Genomic DNA, 23,792 nt, shown 5'->3' on the forward strand with positions numbered 1-23,792 from the left:
GTGGACGGGCGAGGCGGAAAAGGCGCTTACCAGCCGGTCCGCTGTGTCGTTGCCGCCGCCGTGAAGGGCTGGTCCGTGCGTACGATCTCGCGTCCCAGCGGGAGCAGTGAGACGGGGATCAGCTTGAAGTTGGCGATGCCGAGCGGGATACCGATGATGGTGACGCACAGCGCGATGCCGGTGACGATGTGGCCGAGGGCCAGCCACCAGCCCGCGAGGAGGAGCCACAGCACGTTCCCGATGCAGGAGGGCGCCCCGGCGTCTCGGCGCTCGACCGCCGTGTACCCGAAGGGCCACAGTGCGTAGACACCGATACGGAAGGCCGCGATCCCGAAGGGAATTCCGATGATCGTGATGCAGAGCAGCGCGCCCGCGAGCAAGTAGCCGAGGAACAGCCAGAAGCCGCTGAGCACGAGCCAAATGACGTTGAGGATGGTCTTCACGGCTGACGACCTGCCATCTTTTCGAGTCGGGCGATTCGCTCCGCCATCGGCGGGTGGGTGGAGAACATCTTCGAGAGTCCCTGCCCCGGGCGGAAGGGGTTGGCGATCATCATGTGGCCGGCGGTCTCGAGCCTGGGCTCCGGGGGGAGCGGGAGTTGCTTGGTGCCGGCTTCCAGTTTGCGCAGGGCACCGGCCAGGGCGAGCGGGTCGCCGGTCAGCTGGGCGCCGGAGGCGTCGGCCTCGTACTCCCGGGAGCGGCTGACGGCCAGTTGGATGACGGTGGCGGCGAGTGGTCCGAGCAGCATGATGAGGAGCATGCCCAGCAGACCGGGCCCGTCGTCGTCGTTGGACCGGCCGATGGGGATCAGCCAGGCGAAGTTGACCAGGAACATGATCACGGAAGCGAGGGCGCCGGCGACGGAGGAGATCAGGATGTCTCGGTTGTAGACGTGGCTGAGTTCGTGCCCGATGACGCCCCGCAGTTCGCGTTCGTCGAGCAGACGCATGATGCCCTCGGTGCAGCACACGGCCGCGTTGCGCGGGTTGCGGCCGGTCGCGAAGGCGTTCGGTGCCTCCGTCGGTGAGATGTACAGGCGGGGCATCGGCTGGCGTGCCTGGGTGGAGAGCTCGCGGACCATGCGGTACAGCGCCGGGGCTTCGAACTCGCTGACCGGTCGGGCGCGCATCGCGCGGAGTGCGAGCTTGTCGCTGTTCCAGTACGCGTACGCGTTGGTGCCCAGGGCGACGAGGACGGCGACGACGAGCCCCGCTCGGCCGAAGAAGCTGCCGATGACGATGATGAGCGCGGACAGTCCCCCGAGGAGTACTGCGGTCCTGAGCCCGTTGTGCCGGCGGTGCACGGTACGCCCTCCAAATCGTGCAGCAGGGGAACCCTTTGCTTGCTGGTCTCGCTCGCTGTGGTTGCTTCCTGGTCTCCGATGCCACCGGTGCCGTGGGTGACACGTCCAGTGGACCCTTCCGTACTGGTCAACGCCAGGCGAGGGCCGCCAGTTCCCCGGTGCCCGCCGTGACGCGTGTGGTCCGTACGGGTGACCGCCGTGGCGGGCGGCACACGCGCGTGGAGACCGTGTGCCGCACGCGCGCGTGCCCTGGGGGCTGCGTTCAGAAGAGCCCGGTGTCGGCGAAGCGCAGGATCAGCTGCGGTGCTCCGGAGAGGGCGACGGCGAGGACGGCGGTCACGGTGATCGCGGCCGTGAGGGGGGCGGGGGCCCGGTGACCGGCGGTCGCCTCCTCGGGCGCCCGGAACAGCAGTGCCGTCCATTGGAGGTAGTAGAAGAGCGCGATCACGACGTTGACGGCCATTACGACGGCCAGCCAGCCAAGCCCGGCGTCGACGGCCGCGGAGAACACCGTGACCTTGGCGAAGAGGCCGATGATGCCGGGCGGCAGTCCGGCGAGGCAGAGCAGGAAGAAGGCCAGGAGGAGGGCCGTGAGCGGGTTGGAGGAGTACAGGCCGCGGTAGTCCGACACCCGGTTCAGGGACCTGGTGCGGCCCACGAGCGCGGCGACCGCGAAGGCACCGAGGTTCACCGCGGCGTACATGAGCGCGTAGGCGACGGTGGAGCCGACCGAGCGCTCGGGGTCGTCGGAGTAGGCGGCGGAGGCGATCGGTACCAGGAGGTAGCCGGCCTGGCCGACGGACGACCAGGCGAGCAGCCGTACCGCGCTGTACGCGCGCGTGGCCTGCTGCCGGAGGGCCCCGACGTTGCCGACGGTCATGGTGAGCGCGGCCAGTGCCGCGAGGGCGGGGCCCCAGACGTCGGCGTAGGAGGGGAGGGCGACGACCGTGACGAGGATCAGGCCGGAGAAGCCGACCGCCTTGCCGATCACGGACAGGTACGCCGCGATGGGCAGGGGGGCGCCCACGTAGGTGTCGGGCACCCAGAAGTGGAAGGGGGCGGCGGCCGTCTTGAAGGCGAAGCCGACGAGGGTCAGGACGACGCCGGCCTGGGCGAGCGTGGTGAACTGCCCGTCGACGTGCTGGATGCGCTCGGCCACCTGGGTGAGGTAGAGGGTGCCGGTGGTGGCGTACACGAAGCTGATGCCCATGAGGCTGACCGCGGTCGCGGTGACCGAGGACAGGAAGAACTTCAAGGCTGCTTCGGAGGACCGGCGGTCGCCCTGCCGGAGGCCGACGAGGGCGAAGGCGGGCAGCGAGGCGACCTCCAGGGCGACGATCAGGGTCGCGAGGTCGCGGGAGGCGGGCAGGAGGGCGGCTCCGGCGGCGGAGGAGAGCAGCAGGAACCAGAACTCGCCCTCGGGCAGTCCCCGGTCGGCGTCCTTCACGGCGGTGACCGACAGGAGGGCGGTCAGGAGTGCGCCGCCGAGGACCAGGAACTGGATGGCGAGGGTGAAGGTGTCCGCGGTGTAGCTGCAGACGCCGGGCTCGCCGGCCTGGCAGAACGTCGAGCGGTCGTCGTTCACCAGGGGCAGCAGCATCAGGGTCGAGGCGGCGAGTCCGGCGACGGAGATCCAGCCGAGCAGGGACTTGCGGGCGTCCTTGACGAACAGGTCGGTGACGAGGACGACGAGCCCGACGACGGCCGTGACGGTGGGCGGTGCGATGGCCGGCCAGTCGACGGACTGGACGAGGTTCTGGGCCAGCGGCTGCTGCGCCAGGGCCGCCTCGGCGAGGGGCTGGACCGGGGAGCTCATCGGGTGCCTCCTGAGAGGAGCTGCTGCACGGCCGGGTCGGTCAGCCCGAGAAGGGTTCTGGGCCACAGCCCGGCGACGACGGTGAGGACGACGAGCGGGGTCCAGGCGGCGAACTCGTACGCGCGCACGTCGGCCGTCTGCGGCTGCGGGGCGTCCTGCGGTACGGCGCCCATGCAGACGCGACGGACCACGATCAGCATGTACGCGGCGGTCAGCAGGGTGCCGAAGGCGGCGACCGCCATGAAGGTGAGGAACGCGGGGCGGCTGAGGTCGTCGTGCGGGTCGAAGGCGCCGAACAGGGCGAGCATCTCGCCCCAGAATCCGGCCAGGCCCGGCAGGCCCAGCGAGGCGACGGCGGCGAAGGCGAGCAGTCCGCCGAGCCGGGGCGCCTTGCCGTACAGGGCGTGGCCCGACTCCTCGGCGAGGGTGTCCAGGTCGGTGGTTCCGGTGCGGTCCTTGAGCGCGCCGACCACGAAGAAGAGCAGGCCGGTGATCAGACCGTGGGCGATGTTGGCGAACAGGGCCCCGTTGACGCCGGTCGGGGTCATGGTCGCGATGCCCAGCAGGACGAAGCCCATGTGGCCGACGGAGGAGTAGGCGATGAGGCGTTTGAGGTCGCCCTTCGCGCCTCTCCTGGCGAGGGCCAGGCAGGCCAGGGAGCCGTAGATGATCCCGACGACGGCGAAGGCGGCGAGGTAGGGCGCGAAGGTGCGGAAGCCGTCCGGCGCGACCGGGAGCAGGATCCGGACGAACCCGTACGTACCCATCTTCAGCAGGACACCGGCGAGCAGGACCGAGCCGACGGTCGGCGCGGCGGTGTGGGCGTCGGGCAGCCAGCTGTGCAGCGGCCACATCGGGGTCTTGACCGCGAGCCCGACACCGATCGCCAGTACGGCGGTGACCTGCACGGATGTGGTCAGCGACCGGCCGTTGTCAGTGGCGAGTGCCACCATGTCGAATGTGCCCGCCGTGATTCCGATCAGGAGCAGGCCGAGCAGCATGACGACGGAGCCGAGGAGCGTGAAGAGGATGAACTTCCAGGCGGCCCCGGCCCGTCCCTCGCCGCCCCAGCGGGCGATGAGGAAGTACATCGGGATGAGGACCATCTCGAAGGCGAGGAAGAACAGGACCAGATCGAGGACGGCGAAGGTCGCGAGGGTGCCGGACTCCAGGACGAGCAGCAGGGCGACGAACGCCTTCGGGCTCGGGCCCGGAACCCGCGGCGTCAGCCGCTCGTGTCGCTGCTTGAAGTACGAGTAGAGCGCGCAGAGGAAGGTCAGCAGCGCGGTCAGGACCAGCAGGGGGAGGGAGATGCCGTCGATGCCGAGGTGGATGCGTACGTCGAGTGCGGGGATCCAGCTGATGTCCGTGCTGGCCTGCATCTTCGACGGATGGTCGTGGTCGAAGCCGAGCACGAGGACGATCGCGGCGACGAGGATCGCACCGGTGACGGTGACGCCGTGCCGGAGTACGGCCTGGTCGGGTGACTTCCCCTTCAGTCCGGGCGGGGCCGGCAGAAGGGCGGCGACGGCACCGAGGAGCGGGCCGACGACGAGGAACGCGAGAAGGACCCGCATCACGGACTCGTTGATATCGATCACGCCTGCTCACGCTCCCGTGGCGACGAGGACGGCGGCGACCGCGAGTACGACGGTGCCGGCGAGCAGCGCGCTCACATAGGTCTGCACATTGCCGGTCTGGGCGCGTCGTACGGCGGCCCCGAGCAAGCGGGGCAGGGCGCCCGCTGCGCGTACGTAGGTGTCGACGACCTCGCGGTCGAGGAACCGGACGAGGCTTGCGCCTGCCTGGACCGGGCGGACGAAGAGGGTCGTGTACACGGCGTCCAGGTGGAAGCCGGCCGCCGCGTGCGGGTGCACCGGGCCCAGCAGGAGCCGTCCCGGGTCGGACGGGTCCTGTGCCGAGGCGAGGTCGCCGTAGGCGGGCCGGTGGCTGGCGATGGCCTCGGCCTCCACCAGGGCGGCGTCGCCCTCGGGGTGGGCCGCGACCGCGCCCAGCGGGGTGCGGGCCGCGAGCGCCGTGGTGTGCCGCCAGGCGGCGTAGGTGACGATGCCGCCCACCAGGGCCACTCCCGTGCCGAGCACGGAGGTGGTGAGGGTCGGGGTGAGGTCGTGGCCGTCGAACCAGTCGGGCAGCAGACGGAAGGCGAGCCCGCCCAGCGCGAGTGAGGGGAGGGCGAGGACCCAGAGCACGGCGTTCATGACCAGCGGCTGCCTGCCGTGGTCGGGGGCCTCGGCGCCTTGTCCGCGGAAGGCCAGCAGCCACAGGCGGGTCGCATAGGCGGCGGTGAGCAGCGCGGTGATCAGGCCGGCGACGAGCACGGTCCAGCCCGCGGCGCCGGGCGCGTGCTCGGTGTGGCCGGTGGCCACGTGCTCCGCGGCGCCGAGGACGGACTCCTTGGAGAAGAAGCCGCTGAAGGGCGGGATCGCGGCGAGCGCGAGCAAGGCCACGGTCATCGTCCAGAAGGCGTCCGGGACCCGGTCGCGCAGGCCCCGCATGCGGGACATGGCGGCCAGCGAGTTGGTGCCGGCGGCGTGGATGATCACGCCGGCGGCGAGGAACAGGAGCGCCTTGAAGGCGCCATGGGTGAGGAGGTGGAAGACGGCGGCACCCCGGTCGCCCGTGGCGAGGGCGCCGGTCATGTACCCGAGCTGCCCGATCGTCGAGTAGGCCAGGACGCGTTTGATGTCGTCCTGGGCGAGGGCGGCGAGCGCGGAGCCGACCATCGTGACGGCGGCCATGACGGCGAGGACGACCATCGCGGCCCGCGAGGCCTCGAAGAGCGGAAGGAGCCGGGCGACGAAGTACACACCGGCGGCGACCATCGTCGCGGCGTGGATCAGCGCGGAGACGGGTGTCGGGCCCGCCATCGCGTCGGGGAGCCAGGTGTGCAGCGGGAACTGCGCCGACTTGCCCGCGACACCGGCCAGGAGCAGCAGGGCGATCAGCGTCGGGTGGTCGAGCGAGCCGCTCGCCACCGCGCCGAGGATCTTGGTGATGCGGAAGGAGCCCGCCTCGGTGGCCAGCGCCAGCAGTCCGATGAGGAAGGGGACGTCGCCGAGCTTGGTGACCAGGAAGGCCTTGAGGGAGGCGGCGCGCGCCTCCGGGGTCTCCCAGTAGTGGCCGACCAGGAAGTACGAGCAGATGCCCATGACTTCCCAGCCGACCAGCAGCACCATCAGGTCGCCGGAGTAGACGACGAGGAACATGGCGGAGGTGAACAGGGAGACGAGAGCGGCGTACGAGGGGTAGCGCGGGTCGTCGCGCAGGTATCCCGTGGAGTAGATCTGCACGCAGGTGGCGACGGTGCCGACGAGGACGGCGACGAGGGCGGCGAAGCCGTCGACGTGCAGGGCGAGTTCGACGGGGACCGAACCGGTGGGCGTCAGTTCCGTGACGGCGTCGACGGCCCGGCCGCCGCCCTGGCGGGCCGCGACGAGTACGGCGAGGACGAGGGCCGCCAGCGTCGGCAGGATCGCGAGGGGGCGGACGAAGCCGGGCGCCGACCGGCCCAGCAGGAGACCGACGGCTGCGCCGAGGAAGGGGAGGAGGGGGACGAGTACGGCGAGGGTGGTCGTGGTCACGCGGTGGCCTCAGCCTTCTCGGCGGCCGTCCCGGTCGCGGGCTTGTCGGTGTCGGGGCCGTCCGGCTCGTGGCCCTCGGCGGTGTCGCGGAGCCTGTCGATGTCCGAGGTGCCGCGGTTGCGGTGGACGGCGAGCACGATCGCCAGGCCGATGCCGATCTCGGCGGCCGCGATGGCGATCGTGAACAGGGTCAGGGCCTGACCGGAGTGCAGGGTCTCTTCCGCGGCCTTGCTGAGCCAGACGTCGAAGGCGACGAGGTTGAGGTTGACGGCGTTGAGCATCAGCTCGACCGACATCAGGACCAGGATCGCGTTGCGGCGGGCGAGAACACCGTAGAGGCCGGTGCAGAAGAGGAGGGCGGAGAGGACGGCCGGATAGGCGAGGTGCATCAGCGGCCACCACCCGTCTGGGAGGTACCGGACGGGGAAGACCCGGACGGGGAGGAGCCGGACGAAGAGGCGCCGGGCGAAGAGGCGCCGGAGGGGGAGGCCTTCGCCCGGGGTGCTTCGCCCGCGCGGGCCGCCTTGGCCTTGCGGGACAGGACGATGGCGCCGACCAGGGCGGCGAGCAGGAGGACGGAGAGGGCCTCGAAGGGGAGGACCCAGTTCTGGAAGAGGCTCGCTCCGGTGACGGCGGTGGAGCCGGCGGCCGGGCCGTCCAGGTCTATCCAGGTGGTGCGGAAGGCGTCGACGACGACCCACACCAGGGCCGCCGCGGAGGCCACGGCCACGGTGAGGGCGGCCCAGCGGTTGCCGGAGTCGGCGTCCGGGGACCGGCCGATGGGAGCCCTGGTGAGCATCAGTCCGAACAGGATGAGGACGACGACGGCACCGACGTAGATGAGGACCTGGACCCAGGCGATGAACTCGGCGGTGAGCAACAGGTATTCGACGGCCAGGCCGCCGAGGGCCACCACCAGCCAGAGCGCCGCGTGGACGAGCTGACGGGTGGTCACGGTGACGACGGCGGCTCCGAAGGTGACCAGGCCTACGAGGAGGAAGGCGATCTCGACGCCGGTCGGGGAGAGGAATCCGTGGGATGCGGCGGCAAGGGTCATGGCCGGTCCTCGTGCCCGGGCCGGTCCGGCTGCCCCGACTGGTCCGCCTGCCCCGGACGGTCCGGCTGCCCCGGTCGGTCCGGCTGCTGCTGCGCGGCCAGCTTGTCGGCGGCCTTGCGGGCGGCGGCGAGTTCCTTGGGGTCCTCCGCGCCGGGGTCGAGGGCGGGCGGCGCCGGCACGGTCCACATCCACTCGCGGAGCTTGTCGCGCTCGTGGGTGAGGTCGCGGATGTCGGTCTCGGCGTACTCGAACTCCGGGGACCAGAACAGGGCGTCGAAAGGACAGACCTCGATGCAGATGCCGCAGTACATGCACAGGGCGAAGTCGATGGCGAAACGGTCGAGGACGTTGCGGCTGCGGTCGCGCCCGCCCGGGGTGGCCGCCGGGACCGTCTCCTTGTGGGAGTCGATGTAGATGCACCAGTCGGGGCACTCACGGGCACACAGCATGCAGACCGTGCAGTTCTCCTCGAACAGGCCGATCACACCGCGGGTACGGGGCGGCAGCTCCGGCTGGGTGTCGGGGTACTGCTCGGTGACGGTCTTCTTCGTCATCGTGCGCAGGGTGACGGCCAGGCCCTTGGCCAGGCCGCTGCCGGGGACGGGGGCCATTACGCGATCACCACCTTGACGATGCCGGTGAGGGCGATCTGGGCGAGGGAGAGGGGGACGAGGAGCGTCCAGGACAGTTTCTGGAGCTGGTCCTCGCGCAGGCGTGGGTAGGTCACGCGCAGCCAGATCACGACGAAGGCGAGGACGGCCGCCTTGAGCAGGGTCCACACCCAGCCGAGGCCGTCGGCGCCCCAGGGGCCGTGCCAGCCGCCCAGGAAGAGGACGGTGGTCAGACCGCACAGGACGACGATTCCGGCGTACTCGGCGAGGAGGAACAGGGCGAAGCGCAGCCCGGTGTACTCGGTGTAGGCACCGAAGATGATCTCCGAGTCGGCGACCGGCATGTCGAACGGGGGCCGCTGCAGTTCGGCGAGCCCGGCGACGAAGAAGACGATCGCACCGACGATCTGCCAGGGCAGCCACCACCACTCGAAGGCGTCGAGGATGCCGACGAGGGAGACCGTGCCGGCCGCCATGGCGACGGAGGCCGCGGTCAGCAGCATCGGGAGCTCGTACGCGAGGAGCTGGGCGGCGGTACGCAGGCCGCCGAGGAGGGAGAACTTGTTCGCGGAGGACCAGCCCGCCATGAGCGAGCCGAGGACGCCCACGCCCATGACGGCGAGGACGAAGAAGACACCCGCGTCGACGACCTGACCGACCGCGCCCTCTCCGGGCCCGACCGGGATGGCCAGGAGGACCAGGAGGTACGGCAGCAGGGCGACGGCCGGGGCGAGCTGGAAGATGCGGCGGTCCGCGTCGGCGGGGACCACGTCCTCCTTCTGCGCGAACTTCACGCCGTCCGCGACGAGCTGGGCCCAGCCGTGGAAGCCACCCGCGTACATCGGGCCCAGTCGGCCCTGCATGTGGGCCATCACCTTGTGCTCGGTCTGGCCGACGATCAGCGGGAACGCGAGGAAGACGACGAAGACGACCAGGAGGCGCAGGGTGACGTCGAGCGCGTCGTTCACTGCGGGCCTCCTGGGGAGTTCGGGGGATCCCGACGGGCTTCGGTGCCGTCGGCGGTGTCGGACACCTCGGCAGCATCCGGCCCTTCGGAGGCATCCGGGTCCCGGGCAGCGTCCGGCCCTTCGGAGGCATCCGGGTCCTGGGCAGCGTCCGGCTCCTCGGGGGCGTCCGGCCCGCCGGGAGTCTTCGGCCCGTCGGATGTGTCCGCCGGCTCCTCGGGAGCTCCCGGCTTCTCGGTGGCCTCGGGCTCGTCGAACGCCGGGCGGGCGTGGTGCCACGGGGCGTCCGAGCTGCGCGGGGTCGAGGGCGTCGGCTTCCGGGCCGGTTCCGCGGCGGGCGAGGAGGTGGTGCCGGTTCCGTTGCCGCCCCGCGGGGCGCTGCCGGGGCCCGCGTCGTCCGGCTGCCCGGCGTCCGCGGCTGCTCGCTGGCTGGCCGAGCCCTGCGACGCGCTCCGCGCCCGCCGGGGACCGGCGGTACCGGCGGTGCCACGCCGTCCGGCAACCGTATCGCCGGTGGATCCGCCGGTGGGCTCGGTGGCGGGCGTGGTGGGCTCGGTGGCGGGCGTGGTGGGTCCGTCCGCCGGGCCGGCCGCTCGCTGGGACGCGGAGCCCTGGCTCGCACTGCGCGACCGCCGCGGGGCGGGTGCGGCCGCCGGTTCGCCGGCCGGGGCGTTCTGGCTGGCCGAGCCCTCGGCCGCCGTACGGGAGCGGCGGGGCGTGGCCGAGGCCTCGGCACCGGGTGTTCCCGTCGGCTCACCGCCCGGGGAGGACTGGCTGGCCGAGCCCTCGGCCGCCGTACGGGAACGGCGCGGCGTGGTCGGGGCCTCGGCACCGGGCGTCTCCGCCTGCTGGCCGACGGGCGTCTCCGTCTGCTGACCGACGGAGCCCTCGGCGGCCGTACGGGTCCGCCGGGCGGGGCGTTCGCCTGCCGCGCGGGCCGGGCGCTCCCCCGCCGCACGCCCCGCGCCCCGTGCCGGGCGGGCGGGAGCGGGAGGCAGCTGGCCCTTCAGCGGGCCCCACTCGTTGGGGTCGGGGACCCCCGGCGGCAGCATCTGGCGCCGACGGGGGCCGCCGTGGTCGGACTCGCCGGGTTCCTTGGCCCCCGGCCAGGCCTTGGCGACGCGTGCGGCGAGGACGAAGTCCTTGCGCAGCGGGTGGCCCTCGAAGCCCTCGGGCAGGAGCAGGTGGTCGAGGGCGGGATGGTCCTCGAAGGAGACACCGAACATCTCGTGCGTCTCGCGCTCGTGCCAGGCCGCGCCCGCGTACACCCCCACGGCGGTGGGCAGGACCGGGGCCTCGTGCGGGACGGTCGTACGCAGCAGCAGCCGGCGTACCGGCCCCAGCGCGGCGACGTGGGCCGCGACGCGGAACCCGGTGCCCGGTTCGTCGACCGCGCTCAGCCAGTCGAAGTACGTACATCCCAGCCGGTCGCGCGCCGTCTCCAGGGCGGTGATCCAGGCGGTGGACGGCACGTCGACGGTCAGGAGGTCATACGACTCCTCGGCCGTGGCGTCCGCACCGAAGAGTTCCTCGGCGTCCGCGGGCAGCCAGCCGACGGCGGTCATCGCCCCTCCCCGGTGTCGCCGGCCGACCCCGCGTCGGAGGACGGAGCCGCGTCGGAAGTCGAGCCCGGCGGTCGTACCAGGCCGCTCCGCAGCGCTGCCGTCGACGGCCGGGGCCCAGCGGCGTACCGCTCCCCCAGGGACTCCCGCGCGATCTTCTCCTGGAGCTTGAGGATCCCCTGGAGCAGCGCCTCGGGGCGCGGCGGGCAGCCGGGAACGTAGACGTCGACGGGGATGATCTGGTCGACGCCCTTCGTCACGGAGTAGGAGTCCCAGTAGGGGCCACCGCAGTTGGAGCAGGCGCCGAAGGAGATGACGTACTTCGGCTCCGGCATCTGCTCGTACAGGCGCTTGACGGCCGGCGCCATCTTGTCGGTCACCGTGCCGGAGACGACCATCAGGTCGGCCTGGCGGGGGCCCGGAGCGAACGGGATGACGCCGAGCCGGATGAAGTCGTGGCGGGCCATCGACGCGGCGATGAACTCGATCGCGCAGCAGGCGAGGCCGAAGTTGAAGACCCAGAGCGAGTAGCGGCGGCCCCAGTTCAGGACGACCTTCATCGGCTCCGGGGCGAGACGGGCGAGCGTGCCCAGCCGCTTGGGCTCGGGCAGCGGCACGGGCGCCGGTGCCGGTGCCGGTGCCGGTGCCGGTGCCGGTGCCGGTGCCGGTGCCGGTGCGGGTGCGGGATCGGAGGGGTTCACGTCCACGACAGGACGCCCTTCTTGTATGCGTACAACAGGCCCACGGCGAGGAATCCGAGGAAGATGAACATCTCCACGAGGGTCGTGGCCCCGTAACCAGGGTCGGCGAAGACCGTCGCCCAGGGGAAGAGGAAGATCGAGTCGACGGCGAAGATGACGTAGAGGAACGCGTAGACGTAGTAGCGGACCTGGGTGTGCGCCCAGCCCTCGCCGACGGGGTCGACGCCGCATTCGTAGGTGAGCAGTTTCTCGGGCGTCGGGACCACCGGTCGCAGCAGGCGCCCGGCGCCGAAGGCGACGGCGACGAAGAGCACGCCGACGACGGCGAGCAGGCCGACGACCGAGTAGGACCGGAAGTAGTCCGCGGCGAGCCCGACGGTGGCGTCGGCGGTGGTCACGGCGCCGGCGGTCGCGTCACCGACGGTCGGATCCGTCACGTGCGCCCCTCACTCCCTGTCGCGAACGTCGTAGTAGACGTCGTGGGCTCGACGATCTGTACGCACGGGAGTCTAGAGCCTGATAAAGAGACGGTAAGCAGCCCGTCGTACGTTGGGACGCGGGGTGGGGTTTTCCTCAGTGCGTCCCGGCGGCCCACCTCATGGCGCCGCGCCGCGCCGCACGGCACGCTGACGTGTATGACCGAACGCCTCTCGACATCGAGCCTCGCCCGGGCCACCGGCGCAGCGGCCGACCACCATCTGCCGCCGGCCCGTTTCGCCTACGACCGGCACACGTGGAAGGAGATCGCCCACCTGCTGGCGAACTTCCCGGCGGCGCTGCTCGGATTCGTCTACGTCGTGACGATGCTGTCCGTCGGCGCGGGACTGACGGTCACGGTGATCGGGCTGCCACTGCTCGCGGCCGGGCTGCTGGGCGCGCGGCAGCTGGGCAGGCTGGAGCGGGCGCGGGCCCGGGCGCTGCTCGGGGTGCGGGTGGACGAACCGAGCCCGCTGCCGTGGCGGAGCGAGCGCGGATTCTTCGCGCAGTTGTGGATGTCGTTGAAGGACCCGGTGGGCTGGCGCACGGTCCTGTACGACGTCATCCGGTTTCCCTGGGGCGTCCTCACCTTCGCCGTGACGCTGACGTCGTTGTTCGTGCTGTGGCCGGTGCTGCCGTTCATCGCGCGAGGACTGACCAACGTCGACCGGGCGATGGTGCGCGGGCTGCTGTCGCCGTCCGACGAGCTGGAGCGGCGGATCGCCGAGCTGGAGTCGGACCGGGGGATCGTGGTCGACACGGCCGCGGCGGACCTGCGGCGCATCGAGCGCGACCTGCACGACGGGGCACAGGCCCGCCTGGTCAACCTCGCCATGGGGCTAGGCCTGGCGAAGGAGAAGCTCCTGGAGGATCCCGACGCGGCCGCGGCCATGGTCGACGAGGCGCACGGCGAGGTGAAGCTGGCCCTCCAGGAGCTGCGGGACCTGGCCCGCGGCATCCATCCCGCCGTCCTGACCGACCGGGGCCTGGACGCGGCGCTCTCCTCGGTCGCCTCCCGTTGCACCGTGCCGGTCAAGGTGACCGCCGACCTGACGGAGCGCCCCGCGGCCGCCATCGAGGGCATCGCCTACTTCACGGTCTCGGAGCTGCTCCAGAACGTCAGCAAGCACAGCGGGGCGAGGTCCGCCTCCGTGGAGGTGTGGCGGTCGTCCGACCGGCTGCTCATACAGGTGGCGGACGACGGCCGCGGGGGCGCGCGCCTCGACGGCGGTACGGGGATGAGGGGCCTCGCCGACCGGCTGTCCGCCGTCGACGGCCTCTTCGTCGTCGACTCGCCGGAAGGCGGCCCGACGACGGTCACGGCGGAGCTGCCGTGGCGCGACCGCACGGGGGCCGACGCGGCCGGCTCCGCCCCCAGGAGGTAGGGAAAACCCCCCTCCCCAGACGCCGACGGGCTCCATTGGGCCCGGCGGCGCGGTCGAGGAGGGTGGAGGTACGACGGCACAGCCGCAGAGCGACACGGCACAGCCACAGAGCAAGACGTCACAGCCGCAGAGCGACACAGCGCAGCCGCGCGGCGAGACGGCACAGCCGCAGGGCGGCACGGCACAGCCAGGGCGACGAGGAGAGGGACGGCACCGATGGCCACGGAATACGGACAGAGTTACGGACTCGGGGGCGGGTCCGGCTTCCCCGGGGACACGGGTGCGCGGCGCCACCGGCTGCCGGCGGGTCTGCGGGCGCCGTTCGAGGCACGCAGCTGGCGGGAGTTCGGTTACGTCCTGCTGGGTCTGCCGGTCGGCATCCTGCTCTTCACGTACGCCGTCACGATGGTGTCGCTGGGGGCGGGCCTGCTGGTGACGTTCCTGGGCGTGCCGGTGCTGGCGGCCGCACTCGCCGGGTGCCGGGGCTTCGGGGCGATGGAGCGGGCGAGGGCCCGCGTCCTGCTGGGGCTGCGGGTGTCGGAGCCCGAGCCGCTGCGGCTGAAGAAGCGGGGCGCGATGGGCTGGATGGGGGCGGTGCTCAAGAGCGGCGCCTCCTGGCGGAGCCTGCTGTACGCGGTGCTTCAGTTCCCGTGGTCGGTGTTCTCGTTCGTCGTCGCCGTGAACGTCTGGGCGGTCGGGTGGGCGATGCTGACGTACCCGCTGTATTTCTGGGTGTTCCCCGTGTACGCCGGTCAGGACGGGCTTCAGCTGTACGGCGACGAGACGCACCGGATCTACCTGGACAACCCGTTCGAGATCACCGTGACGGCGCTGATCGGGCTGCTGTTCACGCTGGCGACGCCGTGGCTGGTGCGGGGGCTGACGACGGTGGACCGGGTCATGGTGCACGGGCTGCTCGGCCCGTCGCGGCTGGCGACGCGGGTCGTGGAGCTGGAGTCGGACCGGGGGATCGTGGTCGACACGGCCGCGGCCGACCTGCGCCGCATCGAGCGCGACCTGCACGACGGGGCACAGGCCCGCCTGGTCAACCTCGCCATGGATCTGGGGCTGGCCAAGGAGAAGCTGAGGGAGGACCCGCGGGCGGCGGCCGTCATGGTGGACGAGGCGCACGGTGAGGTGAAGACGGCCCTCCAGGAGCTGCGGGACCTGGCCCGCGGCATCCACCCCGCCGTCCTGACCGACCGCGGTCTGGACGCGGCGCTGTCGGCGGTCGCCTCGCGCTGCACCGTGCCGGTGCGGGTCGAGGTCGACCTGGCGGAGCGGCCGGCGTCGGCGATCGAGGGCATCGCCTACTTCACGGTCTCGGAGCTGCTCCAGAACATCAGCAAGCACGCACGGGCCACGTCGGCCGCGGTGGAGGTGTGGCGGGTGGAGAACCGGCTGATGCTCCAGGTCGTGGACAACGGCGTGGGTGGCGCGGACGCGTCCGCCGGTTCCGGTCTGGCCGGTCTGGCGGAGCGGCTCGACGCGGTGGACGGGATCCTCGTGGTGGACTCGCCGGCCGGAGGGCCGACGCGGATCACGGCGGAGCTGCCGTGGCGGAACGAGCCGGTCACCGGCTGATCGGAAACCGCGTCCGCCCCGGCGCTCGTCGCCCCGGGGCGGACGCACCCGCGCCCAGGCACTCGCCCTGGGGGACGCACGCGCCGCGGACCGGTCCGCCCGGCTCCCCGCCCCTCCCCCTCTCCCTCCCTCCGGGCTTCCGTATCTCCCTCTCTTTCGGTTGCCTGAAGGCGTGCGGCCTCGGATGCTGGAATGCTGGACCCGTCGCACGGACGGTTCGTGGACGCGGCGCGGGCCGCGCGGACCGGGCAGGTGCACGGGCTGTGGGGGGCCGAGGATCGTGGAGGACAGGGTGCGGGTGGTCATCGCCGAGGATTCAGTGCTGCTCCGAGAGGGGCTGACCCGGTTGCTGACCGACCGCGGGCACGAGGTCGTGGCAGGGGTCGGCGACGGTGAGGCACTGATCAAGACCATCACCGAGCTGGACGCGCAGGGCGAACTGCCGGACGTCGTGGTGGCGGACGTACGGATGCCGCCGACGCACACCGACGAGGGGGTGCGGGCGTCGGTGCGGCTGCGCAAGGCGCATCCCGGTCTCGGCGTGCTGGTGCTGTCCCAGTACGTGGAGGAGCGGTACGCGACGGAGCTGCTGGCCGGTTCCAGCCGGGGCGTGGGCTATCTGCTCAAGGACCGGGTGGCCGAGGTCCGGGAGTTCGTGGACGCGGTGGTGCGGGTGGCGCAGGGCGGTACGGCGCTGGACCCGGAGGTGGTCGCGCAGTTGCTCGGACGCAGCCGCAAGCAGGACGTGCTGGCGGGGCTCACCCCGCGGGAGCGGGAGGTGCTGGGTCTCATGGCCGAGGGCCGGACCAACTCGGCGATCGCCCGGCAGCTGGTGGTGAGTGACGGGGCCGTCGAGAAGCACGTCAGCAACATCTTCATGAAGCTCGGTCTGTCTCCGAGCGACGGTGATCACCGCAGGGTGCTCGCCGTGCTCACGTATCTCAACTCCTGACATCGGCGGCCCACGCCTCGGAAGCACCGACCCGGTCCGGCGCCGCGGAGGCTCATCCGGACGAATGAGAAACCGGAGGACGGGGCGGGTGCGTCCCCGCCGGTGCCGGGGGACGGGAAATCCTTGGGATTCCGGGACTGCGGGCCGTCTCGAAGTCGTGTCCATCATGCGAATGTCCACCGGTAGTCATGGCGTGCGGACGTAGTGTTGATCCGGGACGGTCGTTGGGAGACCAGTCCCCGGACAGCCGTCCCGAGGGAGGTCCAGTAAGTGACCAGCCAGGTCAGCAGCCCAGCGGAGCAGACCGACGGAGCCGACGAGACCGTCGTGGGAGCACAGCGCAAACCGGTCGGAACGAAGGACGTCCGCCGGCTCGACCGGGTGATCATCAGGTTCGCGGGCGACTCGGGCGACGGGATGCAGCTCACCGGCGACCGTTTCACCTCGGAGACGGCGTCGTTCGGCAACGACCTGTCGACGCTGCCGAACTTCCCGGCCGAGATCCGGGCACCCGCCGGCACCCTGCCGGGCGTCTCGTCCTTCCAGCTGCACTTCGCCGACCACGACATCCTCACGCCGGGCGACGCGCCCAACGTGCTGGTGGCGATGAACCCGGCCGCGCTGAAGGCGAACGTCGGCGACCTCCCGCGCGGCGCGGAGATCATCGTGAACACGGACGAGTTCACCAAGCGGGCGATGCTGAAGGTCGGCTACGACACCTCTCCGCTGGAGGACGGTTCCCTCGACGGCTACCGCCTGCATCCGGTGCCGCTGACCACGCTGACCGTGGAGGCGCTCAAGGAGTTCGACCTCAGCCGCAAGGAGGCCGAGCGCTCCAAGAACATGTTCGCGCTCGGCCTGCTGAGCTGGATGTACCACCGGCCCACCGAGGGCACGGAGAAGTTCCTGAAGTCGAAGTTCGCGAAGAAGCCGGACATCGCCGAGGCCAACATCGCGGCCTACCGCGCGGGCTGGAACTTCGGTGAGACCACGGAGGACTTCGCGGTCTCCTACGAGGTGGCACCGGCGGCGACCGCGTTCCCGCCCGGCACCTACCGCAACATCTCCGGGAACCTGTCCCTGGCCTACGGCCTGATCGCCGCGTCCCGGCAGGCGGACCTGCCGCTCTTCCTGGGCTCGTACCCGATCACCCCGGCGTCCGACATCCTGCACGAGCTGAGCCGGCACAAGAACTTCGGCGTGCGCACCTTCCAGGCCGAGGACGAGATCGCCGGGATCGGCGCGGCGCTCGGCGCGGCCTTCGGCGGCTCGCTGGCGGTGACGACGACGAGCGGTCCGGGCGTGGCGCTCAAGAGCGAGACGATCGGTCTCGCGGTGAGCCTGGAGCTGCCGCTGCTGGTCGTGGACATCCAGCGCGGCGGTCCCTCGACCGGTCTGCCGACCAAGACGGAGCAGGCCGACCTGTTGCAGGCGATGTACGGGCGCAACGGCGAGGCGCCGGTCCCGGTCGTCGCCCCGCGCACCCCGGCCGACTGCTTCGACGCCGCCCTGGAGGCCGCGCGGATCGCGCTGACGTACCGGACTCCCGTCTTCCTCCTCTCCGACGGCTACCTCGCCAACGGCTCCGAGCCGTGGCGGATCCCCGAGACCGACGAGCTGCCGGACCTGGCGGTGCGGTTCGCGCAGGGACCCAACCACACCCTGGACGACGGCACCGAGGTGTTCTGGCCGTACAAGCGGGACCCGCACACCCTGGCCCGTCCCTGGGCGGTGCCGGGCACGCCCGGTCTGGAGCACCGGATCGGCGGCATCGAGAAGCAGGACGGCACCGGGAACATCTCCTACGACCCGGCCAACCACGACTTCATGGTCCGCACCCGGCAGGCCAAGGTCGACGGCATCGCCGTCCCCGACCTGGAGGTCGACGACCCGGACGGCGCGCGGACACTGGTGCTGGGCTGGGGCTCGACGTACGGCCCCATCACCGCGGCCGTGCGCCGGCTGCGCACCGCCGGTGAGGAGATCGCCCAGGCCCACCTGCGGCACCTCAACCCCTTCCCGGCCAATCTCGGTGCGGTGCTGAAGCGGTACGACAAGGTGGTGGTCCCGGAGATGAACCTCGGGCAGCTCGCCACCCTGATCCGGGCGAAGTACCTGGTCGACGCCCAGTCGTACAACCAGGTCAACGGCATGCCGTTCAAGGCGGAACAGCTCGCCACGGTCCTGAAGGAGGCCATCGATGGCTGACACCAACGCACTGCTCCAGCTCGTCCCCCGGGCCGAGGGCAAGCAGTCCATGAAGGACTTCAAGTCCGATCAGGAAGTGCGCTGGTGCCCCGGCTGCGGCGACTACGCCATCCTCGCCGCCGTGCAGGGCTTCATGCCCCAGCTCGGCCTGGCGAAGGAGAACATCGTCTTCGTCTCCGGCATCGGCTGCTCCTCCCGCTTCCCGTACTACATGAACACCTACGGGATGCACTCCATCCACGGCCGCGCCCCGGCCATCGCCACCGGGCTCGCCGCCTCGCGCCGCGACCTGAGCGTGTGGGTCGTCACCGGTGACGGCGACGCGCTCTCCATCGGCGGCAACCACCTCGTCCACGCCCTGCGCCGCAACGTCAACCTCAAGATCCTGCTGTTCAACAACCGGATCTACGGCCTGACGAAGGGCCAGTACTCCCCGACCTCCGAGGTCGGCAAGATCACCAAGTCGACGCCGATGGGTTCGCTGGACGCGCCCTTCAACCCGGTCTCCCTGGCCCTGGGCGCGGAGGCGTCCTTCGTCGCCCGGACCGTCGACTCGGACCGCAAGCACCTCACCGAGGTCCTGCGCCAGGCCGCCGAGCACCCCGGTACGGCCCTGATCGAGATCTACCAGAACTGCAACATCTTCAACGACGGCGCCTTCGACGCCCTCAAGGACAGGGAGCAGGCCGAGGAGGCGGTGATCCGCCTGGAGCACGGGCAGCCGATCCGGTTCGGCGCCGACGGCGCCAAGGGTGTCGTACGGGATCCACGCACCGGTGACCTGGAGGTCGTCGCGGTCACCGCGGACAACGAGGGCGACGTCCTGGTCCACGACGCCCACGCCGCGTCCCCGACCACAGCCTTCGCGCTCTCCCGCCTCGCCGACCCGGACACCCTGCACCACACGCCGATCGGCGTGCTGCGCTCGGTCGAGCGGCCGGTCTACGACACGCTCATGTCCGAGCAACTCGACACCGCCGTCGAGCAGAACGGCAAGGGCGACCTCGCCGCGCTGCTCGCCGGAAACGACACCTGGACGGTCGTCGGCTGACACCGCCTTCACGGCACTGCGGAGGGGCCCGGACGGGAATCGTCCGGGCCCCTCCGGCTTACGTGAAGGTAAGTACCTTACTTCAAAGTGGGCACTTTCCATTAGTTAGCGTAGCTCTTAGGGTTAGTGGCAACGGACCCCCACTAGGAGCACTGACACCATGAGCATCGTCGTCACCGGAGCCACCGGACACCTCGGCCGCCACGTCGTACGGCAGCTGCTGGAGAAGGTGCCGGCCGACCGGGTCACCGCCGTCGTCCGGGACCGCGACAAGGCCGCCGACCTCGCCGACCGGGGCGTGCGGCTCGCGGTCGCCGACTACAACTCCCCCGAGACCTTCGACGGCCTGTTCGCGGCCGGCGACCGGGTCCTGCTGATCTCCGGCAACGAGTTCGACAAGGGCCGCGTCCAGCAGCACACGGTCGTGATCGACGCGGCGAAGAAGGCAGGCGTCGCCCTGCTCGCCTACACCAGCGCCCCCGAAAGCCTCAGGGCGGCGCTCGCCGACGACCACCGCGCCACCGAGGAGGTGCTGGTCGGCTCGGGCGTGCCGTACACGCTGCTGCGCAACGGCTGGTACCACGAGAACTACACCGAGCAGCTCGCCCCGGTCCTGGAGCACGGCGCCGTCGTCCAGGCGGCCGGCGAGGGCCGGGTCTCCTCCGCCTCCCGCGCCGACTACGCGGCCGCCGCCGTCGCCGTGCTGACCGGCGAGGGCCACGAGAACACCGCGTACGAGCTGGGCGGCGACGAGGCGTGGAGCTTCGCCGAGTACGCCGCCGAGCTGAGCCGGCAGACCGGCAGGGAGATCGCCTACCGCCCCGTCTCCGTCGAGGCGTACACCGGCATCCTCACCGGCGCCGGGGTGCCCGGACCGCTCGCGGACGTCTTCGCGGGCGTCGACGCCGCCATCGCCAAGGGCGAGCTGGTCGTCTCCACCGGCGACCTGTCCCGGCTGGCCGGCCGCCCGACGACCCCGCTCGCGGAGGCCGTCGCCGCCGCCCTCAAGGGCTGACCCCGGCCCCGCCCTCCAACCCGCGTGTCATGACCGTATGGCGATACGGGCATGACACGCGGCCGGGTGCGGCGCTACCTTCGTCCTGGCATGCCTTCCCGTCCCCGGCATGCCGTGTGCGAGAAGGAGGTGCCCGTGGCCGGGTCGTCCAGGAGTGAGCAGCGCATAGGCCTGCTGAACGGCGTCGCGGCGTACGGCATGTGGGGTCTCGTCCCCCTGTTCTGGCCGCTGCTGAAGCCCGCGGGGGCCGGTGAGATCCTCGCCCACCGGATGGTGTGGTCCCTCGCCTTCGTCGCCGTCGCCCTGCTCTTCGTACGGCGCTGGGCCTGGGCCGGCGAGCTGCTGCGGCAGCCGCGCAGGCTCGCGCTGGTGGCGGTGGCCGCCGGCGTCATCACCGTCAACTGGGGCGTCTACATCTGGGCCGTGAACAGCGGCCATGTCGTCGAGGCCTCGCTCGGGTACTTCATCAACCCGCTGGTCACCATCGCGATGGGCGTGCTGCTGCTCAAGGAGCGGCTGCGGCCCGTGCAGTGGGCGGCGGTGGGCACCGGCTTCGCGGCCGTGCTCGTCCTCACCATCGGCTACGGCCAGCCGCCCTGGATCTCCCTCTGCCTCGCCCTCTCCTTCGCCACGTACGGCCTGGTGAAGAAGAAGGTCAACCTCGGCGGCGTCGAGTCGCTGACCGCCGAGACGGCGATCCAGTTCCTGCCGGCGCTCGGCTACCTGCTGTGGCTGGGCTCGCGGGGCGAGTCGACCTTCACCACGGAGGGGCTCGGGCACGCGGCCCTGCTCGCCGCGACCGGCGTCGTCACCGCGATCCCGCTGGTCTGCTTCGGCGCGTCGGCGATCCGCGTGCCGCTGTCCACGCTGGGGCTGTTGCAGTACCTGGCGCCGGTCTTCCAGTTCGCGCTCGGCGTCCTGTACTTCGGCGAGGCCATGCCGCCCGAGCGCTGGGCCGGCTTCGGGCTGGTCTGGCTGGCGCTGACCCTGCTCACCTGGGACGCGCTGCGCACGGCTCGCCGGACGGCGCGGGCACTGCGGGAGCAACTGGACCGGGCGGGCGCGGGGGTACCGCCGGTCAAGGGGGACGCCGCCGCGCGGGAGCACGGGATCGTGGCCTCCGGGATGCCCGCGCCCGCTTCCACCGACGCGCCGGCCGCGCCCGAGCACCGCGACGTCGGGGCGGCGAAGCCGTAGCCGCGTCCCGCGGGGCACCCGGTCAGCGCTTTTCCGGTGCCTGTCGCGCCCGGTGCGCGCGGACCTTCTCCCGGTTGCCGCAGTGCTCCATCGCGCACCAGCGGCGGCGGCCGGGGCGCGAGGTGTCGACGAAGAGCAGGTAGCAGTTGTGGGCGCCGCACTCGCGGATACGGTCCGCGTAGGGCCCGGTGAACAGCTCGATCGCGTCGCGGGCCACCGTGGACAGCAGGCGGGCGCCCGTCGCCGGTCCCGGGGCCCAGCCGCGGGTGCCGTCCGGTTCGAGGCGGGTGACGAGTGGGGCTTCGGCGGCCGCGGCGTTGACGGCGTCCAGGTGGCCGGGGTGGAGCGGCCGTCCGTGGGCGCGGTCGGCGGCGAGGAGGAAGAGGGCGTCGCGCAGGGCCCTGGCCCCTGCCACGTCTGTCGGGTCCAGGGCCAGCTCCAGCCCGTCCGGCAGCCGGCTGCGTCCGGCCCAGGCCACCAGGTCGGCGGGCTCGTGCAGCACCTCCCAGCGCGCGAAGGCACCGGGTCCTCCGGTCGTCAGCAGTTCGAGGCAGAGCGCGCCCGGGTCGAAGCGGTAGGGCTTGCCCTCGTGCGACATCAGCGTCAGGCCGGGAGGACGCTCCGGGGCCGGCTTCGGCGGTGACGGCTGTTCCCTCTGTACCGTCCGTTCCTGCGATTCCCCTACCCGCTCCGTCATGAAACCAGTATAAGTGGTTACATGACATCGACCTCAAGGCCCGCTCCCCTGCATTTCAAGATCGTCATCGACGCGGCCGCCCCGCACGCGCAGGCGGATTTCTGGGCCGCGGCCCTCCACTACGAGGTGGAGGACAACAGCGCGCTCATCGAGAAACTGCTGGGTTTCGGGGCGGTGCCGGAGGAGCTGACCCTCGAGTCCCACGGCCGCCGCGCCTGGCGGGACCTGGCCGCCGTACGGCACCCCGACGACCCGTTCCAGGAGGAGAGCGGCACCGGACTGGGGCGGCGGCTGCTGTTCCAGCGCGTACCGGAGGCCAAGACCGCAAAGAACCGGCTCCACCTCGACGTGCACGCGGCGGACGGGCGGCGCGAGGAGGAGGTCGCCAGGCTCCGGTCACTGGGGGCGAGTGTGCAGCGGGAGGTGAAGGAACCGGGCGGGGAGTGGGTGGTGATGACGGATCCGGAGGGGAACGAGTTCTGCGTCCACTAGGACCGGGCCCGCCGGAAGCACGACTCCAGGGGTTCCGCTATGTGCGACACCGTGGCCGGATAGCGGTCTTGACGGCAGGTCAGTCCCGCCCGCACCATCCAGGCACCCCATTCACTGTGGAGTCCCCTCCCCAGGGACTCCCTAGGAATCCGGAGCCCCCCACATGAAGCTCCTCCTCTCCGGGCGTGCGCTGACCGCCGCCGCCGTCGCCGTCGCCACGCTGGTGACCGGCGGTTCCACCGCCGGCGCGGCGACCGCGCCGGCACACCCCGCGGCCGCCGCCGCGCCCGACATATCGGCGGCCGCCGTCAAGGCCCACCTGGCGCAGTTGCAGTCGATCGCCACGGCGAACGGCGGCAACCGCGCCCACGGCCGCCCCGGCTACCGGGCCTCGCTCGACTACGTGCAGGCCAAGCTGGACGCGGCCGGGTTCACCACCCGCGTCCAGCAGTTCACCGCCTCGGGCCGCACCGGGTACAACCTCATAGCCGACTGGCCCGGCGGCGACGCGAATCAGGTTGTCATGACCGGGTCACACCTGGACAGCGTCACCTCCGGGCCCGGCATCAACGACAACGGCTCCGGCTCCTCCGCCGTCCTGGAGACCGCGCTCGCCGTCGCCCGGTCCGGCTACCAGCCCACCAAGCACCTGCGCTTCGCCTGGTGGGGCGCGGAGGAACTGGGGCTCGTCGGCTCCCGCTCCTACGTCAACAGCCTCGGCTCGGCCGAACGCGCGAAGATCAGCGGCTATCTGAACTTCGACATGATCGGCTCACCCAACCCCGGTTACTTCGTCTACGACGACGATCCCACGATCGAGAAGACGTTCAAGGACTACTTCGCCGGCCTCGGCATCTCCACGGAGATCGAGACCGAGGGCGACGGACGCTCCGACCACGCGCCCTTCAAGAACGCGGGCGTCCCCGTGGGCGGCCTCTTCAGTGGCGCCGACTACCGCAAGACGTCCGCGCAGGCGGCCAAGTGGGGCGGCACCGCGGGCCGGCCGTTCGACCCCTGCTACCACTCGTCCTGCGACACGACCGCCAACATCGACGACACGGCCCTGGACCGCAACAGCGACGCCATCGCGTACGCGGTCTGGGAACTGTCGCAGTAG

At 71.6% G+C, this 23,792-nt stretch carries 22 protein-coding genes; 9 read left to right on the forward strand and 13 right to left on the reverse strand.

Annotated elements, in window-relative coordinates; all coding sequences use genetic code 11:
• Nucleotides 1-26: 26 nt before the first annotated feature.
• From OHA99_RS15155 to OHA99_RS15210, 12 genes are all read right to left on the reverse strand, one after another.
• A complete protein-coding gene (locus tag OHA99_RS15155) occupies nucleotides 27-443 on the reverse strand; it encodes a YccF domain-containing protein (RefSeq protein ID WP_405696147.1) in 417 nt (138 codons plus the stop codon).
• Nucleotides 440-1,303, reverse strand: coding sequence for a zinc metalloprotease HtpX (gene htpX / locus OHA99_RS15160; RefSeq protein ID WP_153178436.1), 864 nt, complete (start codon nucleotides 1,301-1,303; stop codon nucleotides 440-442). The genes OHA99_RS15155 and htpX overlap by 4 nt, the downstream gene beginning before the upstream one ends.
• Nucleotides 1,304-1,565: 262 nt before the next feature.
• Nucleotides 1,566-3,119 carry an NADH-quinone oxidoreductase subunit N gene (locus tag OHA99_RS15165; protein ID WP_405696150.1) on the reverse strand — a complete coding sequence of 518 codons (1,554 nt, stop codon included), beginning with the start codon at nucleotides 3,117-3,119 and terminating at the stop codon, nucleotides 1,566-1,568.
• The gene (locus tag OHA99_RS15170) at nucleotides 3,116-4,720 is read right to left on the reverse strand and encodes an NADH-quinone oxidoreductase subunit M (RefSeq protein ID WP_405696152.1); all 1,605 of its coding nucleotides are present in this window, start codon (nucleotides 4,718-4,720) and stop codon (nucleotides 3,116-3,118) included. The genes OHA99_RS15165 and OHA99_RS15170 overlap by 4 nt, the downstream gene beginning before the upstream one ends.
• Nucleotides 4,721-4,726: 6 nt before the next feature.
• The gene (locus tag OHA99_RS15175) at nucleotides 4,727-6,721 is read right to left on the reverse strand and encodes an NADH-quinone oxidoreductase subunit L (protein ID WP_405696155.1); all 1,995 of its coding nucleotides are present in this window, start codon (nucleotides 6,719-6,721) and stop codon (nucleotides 4,727-4,729) included.
• Nucleotides 6,718-7,110, reverse strand: coding sequence for an NADH-quinone oxidoreductase subunit NuoK (gene nuoK / locus OHA99_RS15180; protein ID WP_405696156.1), 393 nt, complete (start codon nucleotides 7,108-7,110; stop codon nucleotides 6,718-6,720). Before nuoK ends, OHA99_RS15175 begins: the two co-directional genes overlap by 4 nt.
• Nucleotides 7,110-7,778 carry an NADH-quinone oxidoreductase subunit J gene (locus OHA99_RS15185; RefSeq protein WP_405696158.1) on the reverse strand — a complete coding sequence of 223 codons (669 nt, stop codon included), beginning with the start codon at nucleotides 7,776-7,778 and terminating at the stop codon, nucleotides 7,110-7,112. The genes nuoK and OHA99_RS15185 overlap by 1 nt, the downstream gene beginning before the upstream one ends.
• Nucleotides 7,775-8,389, reverse strand: coding sequence for a NuoI/complex I 23 kDa subunit family protein (locus OHA99_RS15190; RefSeq protein WP_405696160.1), 615 nt, complete (start codon nucleotides 8,387-8,389; stop codon nucleotides 7,775-7,777). Before OHA99_RS15190 ends, OHA99_RS15185 begins: the two co-directional genes overlap by 4 nt.
• Entirely contained in the window at nucleotides 8,389-9,357 is a 969-nt protein-coding gene (locus OHA99_RS15195; protein ID WP_003974345.1) for a complex I subunit 1 family protein, read from the reverse strand. Before OHA99_RS15195 ends, OHA99_RS15190 begins: the two co-directional genes overlap by 1 nt.
• Nucleotides 9,354-10,919, reverse strand: coding sequence for an NADH-quinone oxidoreductase subunit C (locus OHA99_RS15200; RefSeq protein ID WP_405696162.1), 1,566 nt, complete (start codon nucleotides 10,917-10,919; stop codon nucleotides 9,354-9,356). Before OHA99_RS15200 ends, OHA99_RS15195 begins: the two co-directional genes overlap by 4 nt.
• The gene (locus OHA99_RS15205; protein ID WP_405696164.1) at nucleotides 10,916-11,623 is read right to left on the reverse strand and encodes an NADH-quinone oxidoreductase subunit B; all 708 of its coding nucleotides are present in this window, start codon (nucleotides 11,621-11,623) and stop codon (nucleotides 10,916-10,918) included. The genes OHA99_RS15200 and OHA99_RS15205 overlap by 4 nt, the downstream gene beginning before the upstream one ends.
• Nucleotides 11,614-12,054, reverse strand: a complete 441-nt coding sequence (locus OHA99_RS15210) for an NADH-quinone oxidoreductase subunit A (protein WP_007443825.1) — start codon at nucleotides 12,052-12,054, stop codon at nucleotides 11,614-11,616. Before OHA99_RS15210 ends, OHA99_RS15205 begins: the two co-directional genes overlap by 10 nt.
• A 198-nt stretch (nucleotides 12,055-12,252) precedes the next feature.
• Here OHA99_RS15210 and OHA99_RS15215 point away from each other — a divergent pair, with 198 nt between their 5' ends.
• The 7 genes from OHA99_RS15215 (at nucleotide 12,253) to rarD (ending at nucleotide 21,486) form a co-directional block, all read left to right on the forward strand.
• Nucleotides 12,253-13,479: a sensor histidine kinase gene (locus tag OHA99_RS15215; RefSeq protein WP_405696166.1), complete on the forward strand. Its 1,227-nt coding sequence runs from the start codon at nucleotides 12,253-12,255 to the stop codon at nucleotides 13,477-13,479.
• Nucleotides 13,480-13,695: 216 nt separating this feature from the next.
• Complete coding sequence (locus OHA99_RS15220; RefSeq protein ID WP_405696168.1) at nucleotides 13,696-15,063, forward strand: sensor histidine kinase; 1,368 nt, start codon at nucleotides 13,696-13,698, stop codon at nucleotides 15,061-15,063.
• 292 nt (nucleotides 15,064-15,355) lie between these two features.
• Nucleotides 15,356-16,015, forward strand: a complete 660-nt coding sequence (locus OHA99_RS15225; RefSeq protein WP_007443820.1) for a response regulator transcription factor — start codon at nucleotides 15,356-15,358, stop codon at nucleotides 16,013-16,015.
• 270 nt (nucleotides 16,016-16,285) lie between these two features.
• Nucleotides 16,286-18,223: a 2-oxoacid:acceptor oxidoreductase subunit alpha gene (locus OHA99_RS15230; protein WP_153178447.1), complete on the forward strand. Its 1,938-nt coding sequence runs from the start codon at nucleotides 16,286-16,288 to the stop codon at nucleotides 18,221-18,223.
• Complete coding sequence (locus tag OHA99_RS15235) at nucleotides 18,216-19,274, forward strand: 2-oxoacid:ferredoxin oxidoreductase subunit beta (protein ID WP_164383619.1); 1,059 nt, start codon at nucleotides 18,216-18,218, stop codon at nucleotides 19,272-19,274. Before OHA99_RS15230 ends, OHA99_RS15235 begins: the two co-directional genes overlap by 8 nt.
• 160 nt (nucleotides 19,275-19,434) lie before the next feature.
• Nucleotides 19,435-20,289 (forward strand): SDR family oxidoreductase, encoded by an 855-nt coding sequence (locus OHA99_RS15240; protein WP_405696169.1) that lies wholly within the window; start codon nucleotides 19,435-19,437, stop codon nucleotides 20,287-20,289.
• A 135-nt stretch (nucleotides 20,290-20,424) separates the two neighbouring features.
• The gene (gene rarD / locus OHA99_RS15245) at nucleotides 20,425-21,486 is read left to right on the forward strand and encodes an EamA family transporter RarD (RefSeq protein ID WP_153181804.1); all 1,062 of its coding nucleotides are present in this window, start codon (nucleotides 20,425-20,427) and stop codon (nucleotides 21,484-21,486) included.
• A gap of 22 nt (nucleotides 21,487-21,508) precedes the next feature.
• Here rarD and OHA99_RS15250 read toward each other — a convergent pair whose 3' ends face one another.
• A complete protein-coding gene (locus OHA99_RS15250; protein WP_405698954.1) occupies nucleotides 21,509-22,084 on the reverse strand; it encodes a CGNR zinc finger domain-containing protein in 576 nt (191 codons plus the stop codon).
• A gap of 120 nt (nucleotides 22,085-22,204) precedes the next feature.
• Here OHA99_RS15250 and OHA99_RS15255 point away from each other — a divergent pair, with 120 nt between their 5' ends.
• Complete coding sequence (locus OHA99_RS15255; RefSeq protein ID WP_108988149.1) at nucleotides 22,205-22,675, forward strand: VOC family protein; 471 nt, start codon at nucleotides 22,205-22,207, stop codon at nucleotides 22,673-22,675.
• Nucleotides 22,676-22,838: 163 nt separating this feature from the next.
• Nucleotides 22,839-23,792 carry a M28 family metallopeptidase gene (locus tag OHA99_RS15260; RefSeq protein ID WP_405696171.1) on the forward strand — a complete coding sequence of 318 codons (954 nt, stop codon included), beginning with the start codon at nucleotides 22,839-22,841 and terminating at the stop codon, nucleotides 23,790-23,792.

It is taken from the genome of Streptomyces coelicoflavus, assembly GCF_045041415.1.
GTDB lineage: Bacteria > Actinomycetota > Actinomycetes > Streptomycetales > Streptomycetaceae > Streptomyces > Streptomyces coelicoflavus.

Coding starts and splice junctions, on each gene's coding strand:
- OHA99_RS15185 (WP_405696158.1), bottom strand. CDS start 7,778: ATGACCCTTGCCGCCGCATCCCACGGATTCCTCTCCCCGACCGGCGTC.
- OHA99_RS15215 (WP_405696166.1), top strand. CDS start 12,253: ATGACCGAACGCCTCTCGACATCGAGCCTCGCCCGGGCCACCGGCGCA.
- OHA99_RS15220 (WP_405696168.1), top strand. CDS start 13,696: ATGGCCACGGAATACGGACAGAGTTACGGACTCGGGGGCGGGTCCGGC.
- OHA99_RS15255 (WP_108988149.1), top strand. CDS start 22,205: ATGACATCGACCTCAAGGCCCGCTCCCCTGCATTTCAAGATCGTCATC.
- OHA99_RS15250 (WP_405698954.1), bottom strand. CDS start 22,084: ATGTCGCACGAGGGCAAGCCCTACCGCTTCGACCCGGGCGCGCTCTGC.
- nuoK (WP_405696156.1), bottom strand. CDS start 7,110: ATGCACCTCGCCTATCCGGCCGTCCTCTCCGCCCTCCTCTTCTGCACC.
- OHA99_RS15240 (WP_405696169.1), top strand. CDS start 19,435: ATGAGCATCGTCGTCACCGGAGCCACCGGACACCTCGGCCGCCACGTC.
- OHA99_RS15165 (WP_405696150.1), bottom strand. CDS start 3,119: ATGAGCTCCCCGGTCCAGCCCCTCGCCGAGGCGGCCCTGGCGCAGCAG.
- OHA99_RS15190 (WP_405696160.1), bottom strand. CDS start 8,389: ATGGCCCCCGTCCCCGGCAGCGGCCTGGCCAAGGGCCTGGCCGTCACC.
- OHA99_RS15260 (WP_405696171.1), top strand. CDS start 22,839: ATGAAGCTCCTCCTCTCCGGGCGTGCGCTGACCGCCGCCGCCGTCGCC.
- OHA99_RS15235 (WP_164383619.1), top strand. CDS start 18,216: ATGGCTGACACCAACGCACTGCTCCAGCTCGTCCCCCGGGCCGAGGGC.
- OHA99_RS15200 (WP_405696162.1), bottom strand. CDS start 10,919: ATGACCGCCGTCGGCTGGCTGCCCGCGGACGCCGAGGAACTCTTCGGT.